The sequence below is a fragment of the Rhizobium sp. 05L419 genome (assembly GCF_056397845.1).
The window spans coordinates 313,296-328,456 of the sequence record NZ_JBFTOF010000005.1 but is presented as its reverse complement, the minus strand read 5'-3'; the positions used below and the strand labels follow the sequence as shown (position 1 = coordinate 328,456).

At 63.2% G+C, this 15,161-nt stretch carries 8 protein-coding genes; all 8 read right to left on the bottom strand.

What is annotated here, in order from left to right; genetic code table 11:
* Positions 1 to 8: 8 nt before the first annotated feature.
* The 8 genes from glgB to AC1DMK_RS09380 all read right to left on the bottom strand — a co-directional run bounded on the left by glgB (position 9) and on the right by AC1DMK_RS09380 (position 15,152).
* Positions 9 to 2,216 (bottom strand): 1,4-alpha-glucan branching protein GlgB, encoded by a 2,208-nt coding sequence (gene glgB / locus AC1DMK_RS09415; protein ID WP_477858574.1) that lies wholly within the window; start codon positions 2,214 to 2,216, stop codon positions 9 to 11.
* On the bottom strand, positions 2,213 to 4,675 hold the full coding sequence (locus tag AC1DMK_RS09410; RefSeq protein ID WP_477858572.1) for a glycogen/starch/alpha-glucan phosphorylase: 2,463 nt from the start codon (positions 4,673 to 4,675) through the stop codon (positions 2,213 to 2,215). Before AC1DMK_RS09410 ends, glgB begins: the two co-directional genes overlap by 4 nt.
* Positions 4,676 to 4,951: 276 nt before the next feature.
* Positions 4,952 to 6,145, bottom strand: coding sequence for a vWA domain-containing protein (locus AC1DMK_RS09405; RefSeq protein ID WP_477858600.1), 1,194 nt, complete (start codon positions 6,143 to 6,145; stop codon positions 4,952 to 4,954).
* 205 nt (positions 6,146 to 6,350) lie between these two features.
* The gene (locus AC1DMK_RS09400; RefSeq protein ID WP_477858570.1) at positions 6,351 to 7,229 is read right to left on the bottom strand and encodes a transglutaminase family protein; all 879 of its coding nucleotides are present in this window, start codon (positions 7,227 to 7,229) and stop codon (positions 6,351 to 6,353) included.
* A 5-nt stretch (positions 7,230 to 7,234) separates the two neighbouring features.
* Positions 7,235 to 9,652 (bottom strand): circularly permuted type 2 ATP-grasp protein, encoded by a 2,418-nt coding sequence (locus tag AC1DMK_RS09395; protein WP_477858569.1) that lies wholly within the window; start codon positions 9,650 to 9,652, stop codon positions 7,235 to 7,237.
* 12 nt (positions 9,653 to 9,664) lie between these two features.
* Positions 9,665 to 12,985 (bottom strand): transglutaminase family protein, encoded by a 3,321-nt coding sequence (locus tag AC1DMK_RS09390; RefSeq protein WP_477858568.1) that lies wholly within the window; start codon positions 12,983 to 12,985, stop codon positions 9,665 to 9,667.
* Between the two features lie 110 nt (positions 12,986 to 13,095).
* Positions 13,096 to 14,478, bottom strand: coding sequence for a sensor histidine kinase (locus AC1DMK_RS09385; protein WP_037069559.1), 1,383 nt, complete (start codon positions 14,476 to 14,478; stop codon positions 13,096 to 13,098).
* Positions 14,475 to 15,152 carry a response regulator gene (locus AC1DMK_RS09380; RefSeq protein ID WP_477858565.1) on the bottom strand — a complete coding sequence of 226 codons (678 nt, stop codon included), beginning with the start codon at positions 15,150 to 15,152 and terminating at the stop codon, positions 14,475 to 14,477. Before AC1DMK_RS09380 ends, AC1DMK_RS09385 begins: the two co-directional genes overlap by 4 nt.
* Positions 15,153 to 15,161: the final 9 nt, after the last annotated feature.

The following is a 15,161-nucleotide window of genomic DNA, read 5'->3' as shown; positions in this document are numbered from 1 at the left end:
ACCAGTCTTCAAGTCTCGGGTTCAAGCATAATCGTCGCCAATGGCGGCAAGGTCAGAGACGCGGCGATGGTGCCGCCGGCATTGACGGCCTGCACGCGGCCGCCATTGCCCTTGCCACTGCCGCCATAGATGTCGGCATCCGTGTTCAGGATTTCCCGCCAGCGTCCCTCCGACGGCAGGCGCACGGCATAATTCTCACGATAGACCGGCGTCAGGTTGCTGATGACCGCGATCGGCTTTTCGCCTGGTGCCTTGCGCAGCCAGGCAAGGACGGAGTTTTCGTGGTCGTCGGCAATCAGCCACTCGAAGCCTTCGCCTTCGCAGTCGCGGGCATGCAGTGCAGCCTTGCTGCGGTAGGTAAAGTTGAGATCGCGCACCAGCCGGCGCATGCCCTCGTGCATGCGGTACTGCAGGAGGTTCCAGTCAAGCGAGCCCGCCTCGTTCCATTCGCTCCACTGGGCGAACTCCTGCCCCATGAAGAGCAGTTTCTTGCCCGGATAGCCCCACATGAAGGCGTAGTAGGCCCTTAGATTGGCGAACTTCTGCCAATCGTCGCCGGGCATCTTGGCGATCAGCGAGCCCTTGCCGTGCACGACCTCGTCATGCGAGAGCGGCAGCACGAAATTCTCCGAGTAGGCATAAAGCAGGCCGAAGGTCAGCTCGTTGTGGTGATGCTTGCGGTGAATGGGCTCGCGGCTCATGTAGCTCAGCGTGTCATGCATGAAGCCCATGTTCCATTTGAAGCCGAAGCCGAGACCGCCTTCGTGGACGGGCTGCGACACCTTCGGCCAGGAGGTGGATTCCTCGGCGATGGTCATGACACCTGGATGCTCGGCGTAGATGCGGGTGTTCATGCTCTGCAGGAAGCGTACGGCTTCGAGATTTTCGTTGCCGCCATATTCGTTCGGGATCCATTCGCCGTGCTTGCGGGAATAGTCGAGGTAGAGCATCGAGGCGACGGCATCGACGCGCAGGCCGTCGAGATGGAACTTCTCGGACCAGTAGAGCGCGTTGTTGACGAGGTAGGAAACGACCTCGGTGCGCCCGAAATTGTAGATCGCGGTGTTCCAGTCGGGATGGAAGCCCTTTCGGGGATCCTCGTGCTCATAGAGCGCAGTGCCGTCGAACCAGCCGAGACCGTGCTCGTCGGTCGGGAAGTGGGCGGGCACCCAGTCGAGGATGACGCCGATGCCGACCTTGTGGGCACCGTTGACGAAACGGGCAAAGCCTTCCGGCTCGCCGAAACGGGCCGTGGGCGCGTAGAGACCGGTGGTCTGGTAACCCCAGGACGGGTCGTAGGGGTGTTCGGTGATCGGCAGGAACTCGATATGGGTAAATCCCATGTCGACGCAGTAGGGGATGAGCCTTGAGGCCATTTCGTCCCACGAGAGGAACGAGCCGTCGTTGCGGCGCTGCCAGGAGCCGGCGTGAACCTCGTAGATCGAGATCGGCTGACGCCGCTTGTCCGTCTCGCTCCAGTGCTTCAGGTGGGCTTCATCCTCCCATTCCTGCAGCAATTCGGGCGCGGTCACCGAGGCGGTCTTCGGACGCAATTCGCTACGCCTCGCAAAGGGGTCAGCCTTCAGCGGCAGCAGCACACCGTCCTGCCCGCGGATCTCGAATTTGTAGCCGACACCGGTCGGAACGTCGGGCGCGAAGATCTCCCAGATACCCGCTCCGGCGCGCAGGCGCATCACGTGGCGGCGACCGTCCCAGTTGTTGAAATCGCCAACGACGGAGACGCGTTGCGCGTTCGGCGCCCAGACGGCGAAATGAATGCCCTGTGCGCCTTCGTGCTTGATCCAGTGCGCGCCCATCTTGTCGAACAGGCGCAGATCCGAACCCTCGCGCGCGTAGTAGTCGTCCATCGGCCCGAGAACCGGGCCGAAGCTGTAGGGGTCTGTTACCGCCCATTCCGCATCGCCGCGGCGGGCGCGGTAGCGCACCGGCTGCAGCTTGGTCACTGACACGGTTCCGGCAAAGAAGCCGTCAGGATGCTGCGGCTTCAACTCCCCGACGGCGCTGCCGTCGAGCGACATCGCGGTCACTTCCTCTGCGCCGGGAATGAAGCATCGCGCAACGTAGCCGTTGCCTGATTTGTGAACGCCCAGAACGGCGAAAGGGTTGGCATGCGAACCGGCGAGGATTGCCTTTATCTCGTCCGCCGAAATTTCCCAGGGAAGCTTGACGTCGGGGGCAGCCTTCGGCGTTTTCATCCGGCTCTCCAAATTTCCTTGGCATACTGCCGTATCGTGCGGTCGGACGAGAACCAGCCCATGCGAGCCGTATTGCAGATCGTCTTCTGGTACCACGAAGGCGTGTCGGTCCACAGCTCGTCGACTTCGCGTTGCGCCTGGGCGTAGGCGTCGAAATCGGCCGCGACCATGAACCAGTCATGCGCGTAGATCCCGTCGATCAGCTCCGAGTATCGGTTGCGGTCGTCGGGGGAGAAGACGCCGGAGCTGATGGCCGACAGCGCCTGCGACAGTTCACGGGAACTTTCGATGATCGCACGCGGGTTGTGGCCGTCGGCGCGCAGGTTCGTCACCTCGTCGGCCCGCAGACCGAAGATCTTGATGTTGTCGTCGCCGACATTGTCGCGCATCTCGACATTGGCGCCGTCGAGCGTTCCGATCGTGAGCGCACCGTTCAGCCCGAATTTCATGTTGCCGGTGCCGGATGCTTCCATGCCGGCCGTCGAGATCTGCTCGGAGAGATCGGCGGCAGGAACCATGATTTCGGCCAGCGAGACGTTGTAGTTCGGCACGAAGACGATCTTCAGCAAGCCGCGCACGGACGGGTCGTTGTTGATGGTGCGGGCAACGTCGTTGATCAGTTTGATGATCAGCTTGGCGTTGTGGTAGCTCGGCGCGGCCTTGCCGGCGAAAAGCTTGACACGCGGCACCCAGTCGAGCTCGGGGTGCGAGCGGATCTGGTCGTACAGGGCAACCGCCTCGATGACGTTCAGAAGCTGGCGCTTATATTCGTGGATGCGCTTGATCTGGATGTCGAACATCGCCGACGGGTCGATCTTCACCCCCATGCGGCTGGCGACAAGATTGGCGAGGGCCACCTTGTTGGCCCTCTTGACCGCGGCAAACTTCTCCTGGAAGCTCGTATCGGTTGCGAACTTGTCGAGCGGCTTCAGCTTTTCGGCGTCGTCCAGAAAGTCGTCGCCGATCGCCTCGCGGATAAGGCCCGTAAGTCCCGGATTACATTGCTGCAGCCAGCGGCGTGGCGTGATGCCGTTGGTCTTGTTGTTGATCCGGTCCGGATAGAGCTTGTGCAGGTCGGCAAAGACCGTGACCTTCATCAGTTCGGTGTGCAGCGCCGACACGCCGTTGATCGAGTGCGAGCCGACGAAGGCGAGGTTGCCCATGCGCACGCGGCGCTCGCCGCTTTCCTCGATCAGGGACAGGGAGCGGATCTCCGTGTCGGAGAAGTTCTTGCTCTTGCGGGCTTCGAGCAGGATCTTGGCGTTGATCGCATAGATGATCTGCATGTGGCGCGGCAGCAGACGCTCGAAGAGCGGGACAGGCCAGCTTTCCAGAGCTTCCGGCAGAAGCGTGTGGTTGGTGTAGGCGATGGTGCTTCGGGTGATGTCCCAGGCCTGATCGAACTCCAGCCCATGCACGTCGCAGAGCAGGCGGATGAGTTCGGCGACGGACACGGCCGGATGGGTGTCGTTCAGCTGGACTGCGACCTTGTCGGGCAGCGAGGTGAAGTCGTCGTACTGCTGCAGGTGGCGGCGCAGGATGTCCTGCAGGGAGGCCGACGAGAAGAAGAACTCCTGGCGCAGGCGCAACTCCTGGCCGGCAGGCGTCGCGTCTGCCGGATAGAGAACACGCGTCAGGCTTTCGGCCTTGTTGCTTTCACGCAATGCGCCGATGTGGTCGCCTGCGTTGAATGCGGCAAGCAGGATCGGGTCGATCGGCTGCGCCGACCAGAGGCGCAGCGTATTGACGCGGTTGCCGCGCCAGCCGACCACCGGGGTGTCGAATGCGGCAGCAATGACGCGCTCAGCCGGCTTCCAGACGTAGCGCGGCTCGCCTTCGGCGCTGTTGGCGACGTCCACCGTGCCGCCGAAGCCGATTTCGTAGGCGCTCTCGCGACGTTCGAATTCCCAGGGATTGCCGTGGGCGAGCCARCTTTCCGGCAGCTCGACCTGCCAGCCGTCGGCGAGCTGCTGGCGGAAGAGGCCATGCACATAGCGAATGCCGTAGCCATAGGCAGGCACGTCCACCGTTGCCATGCTTTCCATGAAGCAGGCGGCGAGGCGTCCGAGGCCGCCATTGCCGAGCGCCGCGTCGGGTTCGAGGCCGGCGATGACGGCGACATCGACGCCGAGCGAGGCGAGCGCATCGCGAACCTGCTCCATCAGCCCGAGGTTCGAGACGGCATCGCGCATCAGGCGGCCGATGAGAAATTCCAGAGAGAGATAGTAAACGCGCTTGTCACCGGTCGCATAGACCTTGCGGGTCGATTCCATCCACTTGTCGATGATCCGGTCGCGCACCACGAGAATGGTCGCGGTCAGCCAGTCGTGCGGCTTGGCGACCTTGGCATCCTTACCGATGCGGTAGGTCAGGCGTTCGATAATTTCTTCTGCGAGGATGTCGGGCTTTGAACTGCGGGGCGCGGGGGAGGGGATAGTCGGCTTCGCAACGGTGTTCATCGTCAATCCTCGCCAATTCTGATTGGGTTTCAGTATGTTATGCTTAGTTCAATCGATTAGTCTGACGCACTAAAGCACAGTTTATGCACCGTTATTACGCAGTTGCAACAAGTGAATTGTGCAAACGAGAAAATTGACGAAGCCTCGCATCCGGCTGCTGAAAGAACTTGATTTCAATCGGTTTTCCGACTTTGATGGGCGGGATTTGCGACGCAACGAAAAGCCGCCCCGGATGTTCCGGGGCGGCTTTTCTTGTCTGGGGCATTTATGCCCTTGCTAGTTCGTCAGGCGGGTCGTCTGGTTCGCGGCCTTTGCGCCGATCTTCTTGAAGGCGTCGAGCAGATCGTTCAAGCTCTCTGCTGCGAAATAGTGAGACGCGTCTGTGGCGCAATATTTCAGCAACGCCTGTCCGGTGGGAGGCGCCATGAAGGCGACCGTATAGATTTCAATGCTCTTGCCCTTGGCGGCGTCGCATGTCGCTTCGGTCAAAGTGTCGTATGAACGGCCGCCACTGCTGTCGTTATTGTTGTCGCCGTCGGTCATGAAGACGATGTACTTTTTGGGCGTCTGGCCGGTCTTGGCCTGGTGCAGCGCATTCTCGTTGTCATTTCCCGCGCTGTTCTTGGCGGTCAAGGATGTATAGGCAGTGTTCATCGCGCCGCTGGAGTTCGTGCCGTTCGCCGCAGACAGCGCGTTGACGTAAGCAGTGACCGCGCTGGTGCCCCAGGCAAGCTTGCTTGCCGTGTATTCCTTGATATCGTAGGAAACGGCGCCGGTGCGGGCATAGATATGCGTGGGATCGGCGGTGTTCAATTGGGAGGTCATGCTGCCGACTGCAAGTTTCAGAGCTTCAATTTTCGTATAGTAGTTGTCGCAGGTCTTTGGCTTCTTCGTGGTTCCGCAGCTTATCGTCGGCTGCGAGGCGTTAATTGTGGCCGTGGGATCGCCCATCGATCCGGATTTATCGAGCGCGAGGAACATCGAGACGGAGCCCTGCGTCTCGGAATAACCGCTGGCCGTCTGGCTTGACGCGCCGACGGTCGTGGTCTTGAAACCGAGTACCTGCGCGAGACCGCTCAGCTGAAGGCTATAGGAAGACGAGACACTGACGCTGTAGCTCGTTGCATTGCCCGAGGTCGTCATCGTGGCGCTTGCCGTAGTCGCATTCTTGAGAGCGGTTGTGTCGCTCAAGTAGTTTGCCATCTGGCCAGCGATAAAATCCTTGGCAAAAGTGGAGGCGCCAGCGGTCGTGATCTTGCCATCCGCCAATGCAGATGCTGTAGCGAGGGCAGCGGAGTCCGATGCTTCCTGCAACTCCCCCTTCGATCGCGCCGCGTTGGAAATATCGATCGCAACACTCGCTGTTCCGATCACAATCGGCATGAGTATCGCCGTCATCATCGCGAAGTTTCCGCCGCGGTCGTTCAATAGCCTAAGCATGCTGGTCTTCAGCGAATGCGAGGTGCGCATCATGTTCACCTGAGTTGGTTGCCCCATTGATGCCACCACTCTTGCGCCGCATGTCTTGAAGCCAAATTTAAGCGTTCGCTATAATTCTAATGAATTGTCGCTTTCCTGCGCGGATTCGTGCCCGCTTCGATACCTGAGAGGGTAAAAATTAGCTATTCCCGCATAGAGTGTGGAGTCTTCGTCTTCCGCCGCTCGTGCGCTTCGCCTACTTCAGCGGGATAACATCCACGGCCTGAACGGAGCGCTGGCTGCCGTAGCTCTTCAACACGCCGATGACGGGCGCGACGTCGGAATAGTCGCGGCCATAGGCGACGACGATATGGTCGGAGCCGGCCGGAATGTTATTGGTCGGGTCGAGTTCGACCCAGCCCAGCGTCGTGCCGCACCACACGCGCACCCAGGCATGCATGGCGTCCGCACCTTCCAGGCGCTCCTTGCCCGGCGGCGGAATGGTGCGCAGGAAGCCGGAGACGTAGCCGGCGGGAATGCCGAGGCTTCGCAGCGCCAGGATCATCACGTGCGCGAAATCCTGGCAGACGCCGCGCTTCAGCCGGAAGGCTTCCAGCGGCGACGTATCCACGGAGGTGGCGTCGGAATCGTAGGTGAAATCCTTGTGGATGCTGGCACAGAGTGCATTGGCGATCTGCAGGACGGTGCGTGACGGCGCCAGCGCCTGTTTTGCGTAGTCGGAGATCGCCCGCGTCTCGGTCAGCCTCGGGCTGTTGCCGAGGAAATGATGCGGTGAAGCCGGCTTCAGCGACCAGACGCCTGCGATCTCGTCCGGCAGACGCGTCAGCAAGGGCGAGAAGTCCGCCGCAATCGAATGGCTGTCCACCTGCACGCGGGCCTGCATGCGGATATCGAGCTTCTCGTGCGGAGCGCGCACCATGAAGGCGGTTGCCGGATGTTCGAAGAAATCGACGAAGTTCGACTGCTCTTCCGGCGTCGGCGAGACCCTGATCGAGCCGGCGACCAGGCGCTGGCGATCGGGCAGCGACAGCGGCATAAGCCGCATGATGTGGCGCGCGCCCGAGGCCGGCGTGTCGTAGATGTAGCCCATGTGCAGCGAGAGATCGTAGAGCACCGGCGTTACCCCAGGTAGGTCTGCGCCAGGAGATCGGACAGATGCTCCAGCTCGCGTTCGAGACGGTGATAGACGTCGTCGCTCATGGCTTCCGGCGTCATCACGGCGAGGCCGGAGTGGAGGCGCATGGCCTCACGGTAGAAGGGAGACATCTGGCCATTGACGAGCGCATTCGGCAATTGCTCGACCTCGCGATGGATTTCGTTCATCTGAAACAGGATCGAACGCGGGTTGAGCGGATCGAGCGCCAGCAAATCGGTGACCGTCAGGCGCGCCGTGTTGACGTTGTAGCGCCGGCGGTGGGTCATGACGCTGTCGCCGATCTCCAGCAGCATGTCGAGCGCGCCGTCGGGGGCGTCGGTGCCTGACATGTGGCCGAGCAGGCGCGTCATATGCAGCGCTCGCTCGATGTGGCGGCCGAGCGACAGGAAGCGCCAGCCGGTGAAGCGGTACATGTTTTCATGCACGAGACCGGCAAACCCCGCGAGCTTGCGCAGCAGGATCGTCATCGCATGGCTGGCGTCGTCGCCCGGCGAAACCGTCGTGTGAAAACGCCGCGCCGTCTTGGCGAGATCGGTCAGCGCCAACCAGCCGTCCGGCGAGAAGCGGTCGCGGATGTTGCTTGCCGAATAGACGGCGCTGTCGATGTTGCGCAGCAGGGTTTCCGGCACCGCGTCCTCGGTGTCGATGTCGACCGCGGCGAGATACTGCGAAACGTCGGCCAGCAGCGGCTGGCTCGGATCGGCGGCTTCTGCGAAGCGGGCGTGCCAGGCGCGCAGGATGCGCAGTGCGCCTTCGGCCCGCTCGATGTAGCGACCGAGCCAGAAGAGGTTGTCGGCGGCGCGGCTCGGCAGGCTGCCGGGCATGTTGCGGGTGAAGCTGCCTTCGGCGGGAAGCAGCGTGTGGCGCTCGACAGGCTTGTCGCTGACGATCCAGACGTCGGCTGCAGCTCCTCCCGATTGCATGGCGATCGCGGCGACGTCGTCGCCGGCGCCGATGCGGGCGAAACCGCCCGGCATGATCTGCCAGCCGTTGGCGGTGCGGGCGGCGAAGACGCGCAGGCTCATCGGCCGCGGCGTCAGCTTGCCGCCGACCCAGGCCGGTGTGGTGGACAGCGTCACCGTTTCCTGGCCGACGAGCTTCGGACCGTCGGAATTCAGCCATTCGCCGATCGAATCCCGGGCATTGGCGCGCAGGGCGGACCCGAGCACGGACTCGCCGTTGTCGTCGAAGAACGGCGCGCGGGAATAGGCCGGGCCGATCACCATCTTTTCGATATTCGCGGCAACATGCTCGCGCTCGCTCTTCTGGCCGCACCACCATGTCGCGATCGACGGCAGCTTCAGTTCCTCGCCGAAGAGCTCGCGACAGATCGTCGGCATGAAGGCGAGGAGGGCGCGCGTTTCCAGAATGCCGGTGCCGAGGGCGTTGACGATGGTGACGTTTTCCGCGCGCAGCGCCTCGACAAGGCCCGGCGTGCCGATGTGCGAATTCTGGTTCAGCTCCAGGGGGTCGGCATAGCCCGAATCGAGGCGGCGCCAGAGGACGCTGATCGGCTTCAGGCCCGCGACGGTGCGCACCATGACCTTGCCGTTGACGACCGCAAGATCCTCGCCCTCGAGCAGCATGAAGCCGAGATAGCGGGCGATATAGGCGTGTTCGTAGTAGGTCTCGTTGGCCGGCCCCGGCGTCATGACAGCGATGCGGTCGTCGCCGCTGTGCTTCATGCCCTGTAGCGCGTCGCGAAAAGCGCCGAAGAAGGAGGCCAGCCGATGGACCGGGGTTTCGGCGTAGATGTCCGAGAAGGCACGCGTTGTCGCCACGCGGTTTTCAAGCGCAAAGCCGGCGCCGGATGGCGCCTGGGTGCGGTCGGCCAGAACCCACCAGTTGCCGTCAGGCCCGCGGCCGATCTCGAAGGCGCAGAAGTGAAGGTAGTGGCCGCCGGCCGGCTTGACGCCGACCAGCGGGCGCTGGAACTCCGGGTTGGCGGCAATGAGGGCAGGCGGCAGAACGCCTTCCTCCACCAGCCTGTTGGGACCATAGAGGTCGGCGACGGTTGCCTCGAGCAGATCGGCGCGCTGCACGAGGCCGGCGGACAGCGTCTGCCACTCGCGCTCGTCGATCAGCACGGGAACGTGAGAGAGAGGCCAGGAGCGCTCGGCGCTGCCTGTGCTGCCGTAAGCGCGGTAGAACACGCCGGCATCGCGCAGGTAGCGTTCGGCGCGGGCGAAGCGCTCGGTCAGGTCCTTTTCGGGGATGCGATTGAGATGCGAGATGAAACGTTGCCAGACGGGGCGGATCGCACCTGTGTTGTCGACCATCTCGTCTGCGATGCCGGGAAGCGGCGCATAGCCGCGGGCCGCATCGTTGCCGATACGGTCCCTGATGTCTGTCCTCAGCTCTCTTGCCGGTTTCTTGCCCATAAAACCCTAAGTCTAAAGTCCTGCCGGTCGCCTCAGGTCCAGCGTCAGCGGGAATTCCGGGGAACCCGTTTCGGCGTGCGGAACGTAGCTGCCCGCCGTATGTCCCCATGGTTCGAATCGCGCCAGACGCCTTGCTTCCGCTTCGTTACCATTGACCGGGAAAGTGTCATAGGTACGCCCGCCCGGATGGGCAACATGATAAATGCAGCCGCCGATCGAACGCTTCGACCATGTATCATAGATATCGAAGATCAGCGGTGTGTTGACCGGCAGAACCGGGTGCAATCCCGACGCCGGCTGCCAGGCCTTGAAGCGAACGCCGGCGACCGAGACGCCTGATGTGCCCGTTGGTGTCAACGGCATGGTGCGGCCGTTGCAGGTGACCGTGTAGCGCGACGAATTGCTGGTTTCGAGGCGGAGCTGCAGGCGCTCGACGGAGCTGTCGACATAACGCACGGTGCCGCCGATGGCACCTTCCTCGCCCATGACGTGCCACGGTTCCAGGGCCTGGCGCAGTTCGAGCTTCGAGCCCTCGTATTCGACCTCGCCACAGAAGGGAAAGCGGAATTCGAGTTGTGCCTTGAACCATTCCGGGCTGAGATCGAAGCCGTTCTGGCGGAGATCGGCCAGCACGTCGAGGAAGTCGGCCCAGACGAAATGCGGCAGCATGAAGCGGTCGTGAAGCGAAGTTCCCCAGCGCACGAACGTGCCGTCCGCCGGGTTCGTCCAGAAGCGGGCGACGAGGGCGCGGACGAGAAGCTGCTGGGCAAGCGACATGCGCGCGTTTGGCGGCATTTCGAAGCCGCGAAACTCGACCAGGCCGAGGCGCCCGGTCGGTCCATCCGGCGAAAACAGCTTGTCGACGCAGATTTCGGCCCGGTGGGTGTTGCCTGTCACGTCGATCAAAAGATTGCGGAACAGACGGTCGGTCAGCCAGGGGAGCGGCAGCGCGCCTCGGCCCGGCGCCGGCACCTGCGCCATGGCGATTTCGAGCTCGTAGAGGCTGTCGTGACGGGCCTCGTCGACGCGCGGCGCCTGGCTCGTCGGGCCGATGAACATGCCGGAGAACATGTAGGAGAGGGCCGGATGGCGCTGCCAGTGCAGCACCAGGCTCTTCAACAGATCCGGGCGGCGCAGGAACGGGCTGTCGCCAGGGTTTGCACCGCCGACGACCACGTGGTTGCCGCCGCCGGTGCCGGTGTGGCGGCCGTCGATCATGAACTTGTCGGCGCCGAGGCGGGTCTGGCGCGCTTCCTCGTAGATCGTCGTGGTGATGTCGACGCAATCCTGCCAGTTGGAGGCGGGATGGATGTTGACCTCGATGACGCCGGGATCTGGCGCGACGCGGATGACGTTGATGCGCTCGTCCGGCGGCGGCGAGTAGCCTTCGATGTGGACGGGGAGGCCAAGTTCGGCGGCCGCGTTTTCGGCGGCTGCGACCAGTTCGAGGTAATCCTCGATCCGCTCGACCGGCGGCATGAAGACGCAGAGCCTGCCGTCGCGCGGTTCGACCGAAATCGCGGTGCGCACGGCGCCGCCGATTTCGCCGACCGTCTGCTCGACACGGTTCTGGCTGCTGTCATCGCTCTGGCGGGACGCTTCCGGCATGGCGCGACCGGCGGGAACGAATACCTCGGGAAGCGGTTGGCGCGGGATCGAGGGATCTGCGGTGTGGATATAGGGGTAACGGGCCGGGGGGACATAGGGCAGGGTGCCGAGCGGCAGGCGATAGCCGACCGGGCTGTCTCCGGGCACGAGGAAGATCTTGCCGCGGCGGGTGCGCCATTTCTCGCTGACCCAGCGGTGGCCCGAGGCCTTGGCGTTCCAGGCCTGAACCGGCAGGATGTAGCCTGTCGGGGTGGTCAGGCCGCGTTCGAAGACGCGGGCGATGCGGCTGCGCTCCTCCGGGTCCTTCAGCCTGGAATTCGAAGGATCGACGTTCTCAGGCAGGCTACCTTCCTTGATGATCCATTCGGCCGGGTCCTCGTAGGCCGGCAGCACCATGTCGGGTTCGATCGCCAATTCCCTGGCAATCGCGTTGAGGAGGTTCGAGGCGTCTTCCGGCTTGACGCCTGTATCCTTGCCTTCACCGGCGATCAGCTCCGGGTTTTGCCAGATCGGCTTGCCGTCCTTGCGCCAGTAGAGCGAGAAGGTCCAGCGCGGCAGGCTTTCGCCGGGATACCATTTGCCCTGGCCGTAGTGCAGGAAGCCGCCGGGGGCGAAGCGCTCGCGCAGCCTGCGGATCAGCTGGTCGGCTTTTTCACGCTTGGTCGGGCCGACGGCCTCGGTGTTCCATTCCGCGGACTCGAAGTCGTCGATGGAGACGAAGGTCGGTTCGCCCCCCATGGTCAGGCGGACGTCCTCGGCCGCGAGGATGCGATCGATTTTGGCGCCGAGCGCGTTGAGTTCGTCCCAGCTGTCGTCGGAGAAAGGCTTGGTGATGCGCGGATGCTCGGCAACGCGCGATACCTTCATGTCAAAATCGAATTCGGTGTTGGCCTGGCCGAAGAGCGCGCCCGAGATCGGCGCGGCGTTGCGGTAATGCGGGGTGGCGGCGAGCGGGATATGGCTCTCGCCGGTCAGAAGACCGGAGGTCGGGTCGAGGCCGACCCAGCCGGCGCCGGGCAGATAGACTTCGCACCAGGCATGCAGGTCGGTGAAATCGACGTCGGTGCCGGAGGGGCCGTCGAGCGCCTTCAGGTCAGGCGTCAGCTGGATGAGATAGCCCGACACGAAGCGGGCGGCGAGCCCGAGGTTGCGAAGGATTTCGACCAGCAGCCAGCTTGAATCGCGACAGGAACCGAGGGCAAGCCGCAGCGTTTCCTCGGGCGTCTGGACGCCGGGTTCCATGCGGATGACGTACTCGATGTCCTGCTTCAGACGTGCATTGAGCCCGACGATGAAATCGATGGTGCGTGTCGGGGTGCGGTCGATGCCGGCGACATAGGCCGCAAGCGCCGGCTCCATCGGCTGCGGCTGCAGGTAGATCTTCAGATCGTCGCTGATGTCTTCCGGATAGGCGAAGGGCCAGGTTTCGGCGCTCTCCTCGATAAAGAAATCGAAGGGATTGTAGACCGTCATGTCGGCGACGAGATCGACCTCGATCTTGAATTCGGTGACCGGGTCCGGAAACACGTAGCGGGCGAGATAGTTGCCGTAGGGATCCTGCTGCAGGTTCACGAAGTGATTGGACGGCGTGACCTTCAGCGAATGACTGATCACCCTGGTTTTCGAATGCGACGCGGGTTTCAGGCGGATGACCTGTGGGCCGAGACGGACCGGCCTGTCATATTTGTAGTGCGTCAGATGATAGATGCTGGCTTTGATTGACATATCTTGCCTTATCCGGCGCCACGTCTTTGCGCGGCATTTGCTGTTCCCGAAGGCAGTGTGTGCAATGCAGCGAAAGAATGCAAGGCGGAAAGGTTAATGCCGCTAGGCGTTTAGACAGCGCTGGCGAAAGTCACTGTCGCTTTGAGCCCTTTGCCGCCGGCCGCCGGCTCCAGGTCGAGGGCGGCATTGAAGAGGCCTGCAATCTCTTCGACGATCGGCAATCCAAGCCCTGCACCGGGGGGGCCGGACTGGTTGCCGCGGGAAAAGCGTTGGCGCACGGCGGCCCGTTTCTCCGGCGGAATTCCGGGGCCGTTGTCTTCGACTTCGAGGCGGACGGAATCGTCCTTGCGGCGAATGCGGACCGTCACCTCAGCTCCCTCGCCGGCATAGGCGATGGCATTGCCGACCAGATTGCGCAGGAGTTCGCCGATCAAAAGCGGCTCGGCGCGGATGGTCTGCGGGCCGTCGCCTTCGAAACCGAGATCGATGCCGGCGGCTCCTGCAGCTGGAATGAGTTCGCCGGTGATGTCCTGCGCGATCGCCGTCAGATCGATCGAGGAGGCTGTCAAAGCCTCCCTTGCCGCAGCCGCGTCGATCTTGGCCATCAGAAGCAGCTGCGCCAGGATCCGCTCCGCATGGGCGACCGCCTGGTCGCCTTTGAGGGCTGCAACCTGCGCATCCGGGAGCGAGGTGGCGCGGGCGGACAGGGCAAGCTGGGTGCGGATGATCGCAAGCGGCGTGCGCAACTGGTGGCTGGCGTTGCCGGTGAAATTTCGAAGCGCGTCGAGCGCCGATTGCAGGCGTACCATGAAGCCGTTGACCGTATCGACCAGCGGCTGGACCTCGCTCGGAACGGACTGCCGGATCGGGTGCAGGTCGTCGGGGCTGCGTTCGCCGATGGCGTCGCGCAGCTCGTAGAGCGGGCGCAGCGCCACGGTGACGGATATCCAGACGATGATGGCCGCACCTGCTATCATCAGCGAGAGACGCAGCGCCGAACGGACAAGGATTGCTCGTGCGAGCTGGCGCCGGGCGATCGTCGTCTCGGCGACGGTCACGGTGAATGGTACGGAGCGGATACCGGTCGAGGCCGAGCGCCTGAGCGTTGCGACGCGGATCGGTTCGCTGCGGAACGTGTCGTCGGCAAAAGCTGCGTTGTCGCCGCGTGTTCCCTTGAGAACCGGAAGCGCCTGATAGCCCGTGATGAACGTTCCCGGCGGTCCGTCGACCCGGTAAAAGACGCGGTCCTGTGCTGCAGAGGTCAGCATCTCCAGCGCGACATAGGGAATATCGACCTGCAGCGAGCCATCCTCGGCCACGACGACGCGTTCGGCAATCGCAAGGGCAGAGCCGGCAAGCACGCGGTCGGAGACGATGTTGGAAGTCTGCACCGCCTCGCGATAGGTGTCGGCCAGCGCCACCATGCCAATGATGGCGGTCGATATCAGCAGCCAGAACAGCAGCCTGCGTCGAAGCGAATAAGCCGCCGTCATGGAGCCCCTGGCAGCTTGTCGAGATAGTAGCCGATGCCGCGCGCGGTCTTCACCGTCAGCCCATAGGGCGAGAGACGCCTCCTCAGGCGGCTGACATATTGCTCTATGGCATTTGTCGAGATGTCGTCGTCGAAGGCGGTCAGCGACTGGATGATCGCATCCTTGGCGACGACCTTGCCGGCGCGCATGAAGAGGATTTCGAGAAGTCCGAGTTCGCGGGCGGGGATGTCGATCGGCGTCGAGCCGGCCGAGAAAGCGCGCGACCTGAGATCGAGCGAGACGCCGCCGAAGCTCACTGTCGCCGAGTGAAGGCCGGCCTGGCGGCGCAGCAGCACCCGCACGCGCGCCTCGAATTCCGCAATATCGAAGGGCTTTATGAGGTAGTCGTCGGCGCCGAGATCGAGCCCCTTCACCCGCTCTTCCGGGGTACCGCGGGCGGTGAGGATCAGCACGGCAGCCTGGTTTTTCCGGGCTCGCATGGCGCGCAGCACGTCGAGGCCGTCCACCTCCGGAAGGTTGAGATCGAGCACGACGAGGTCGAAGGCCTCGGCGGCCGTGACTGCATTTGCCGAGGCGCCGTCGTGGACGACATCGACGGCATGGCCGGTGCCGCGTAGAATGGCCGATAGCCCATCGGCCAGCGCGATATTGTCCTCGACCAGTAGAATGCGCACGGATATTCC

What these genes read in the sequence shown, in the direction of transcription:
- glgB (WP_477858574.1), bottom strand. Translation starts at nt 2,216, where the DNA reads ATGAAAACGCCGAAGGCTGCCCCCGACGTCAAGCTTCCCTGGGAAATT.
- AC1DMK_RS09385 (WP_037069559.1), bottom strand. Translation starts at nt 14,478, where the DNA reads ATGACGGCGGCTTATTCGCTTCGACGCAGGCTGCTGTTCTGGCTGCTG.
- AC1DMK_RS09405 (WP_477858600.1), bottom strand. Translation starts at nt 6,145, where the DNA reads ATGCGCACCTCGCATTCGCTGAAGACCAGCATGCTTAGGCTATTGAAC.
- AC1DMK_RS09395 (WP_477858569.1), bottom strand. Translation starts at nt 9,652, where the DNA reads ATGGGCAAGAAACCGGCAAGAGAGCTGAGGACAGACATCAGGGACCGT.
- AC1DMK_RS09390 (WP_477858568.1), bottom strand. Translation starts at nt 12,985, where the DNA reads ATGTCAATCAAAGCCAGCATCTATCATCTGACGCACTACAAATATGAC.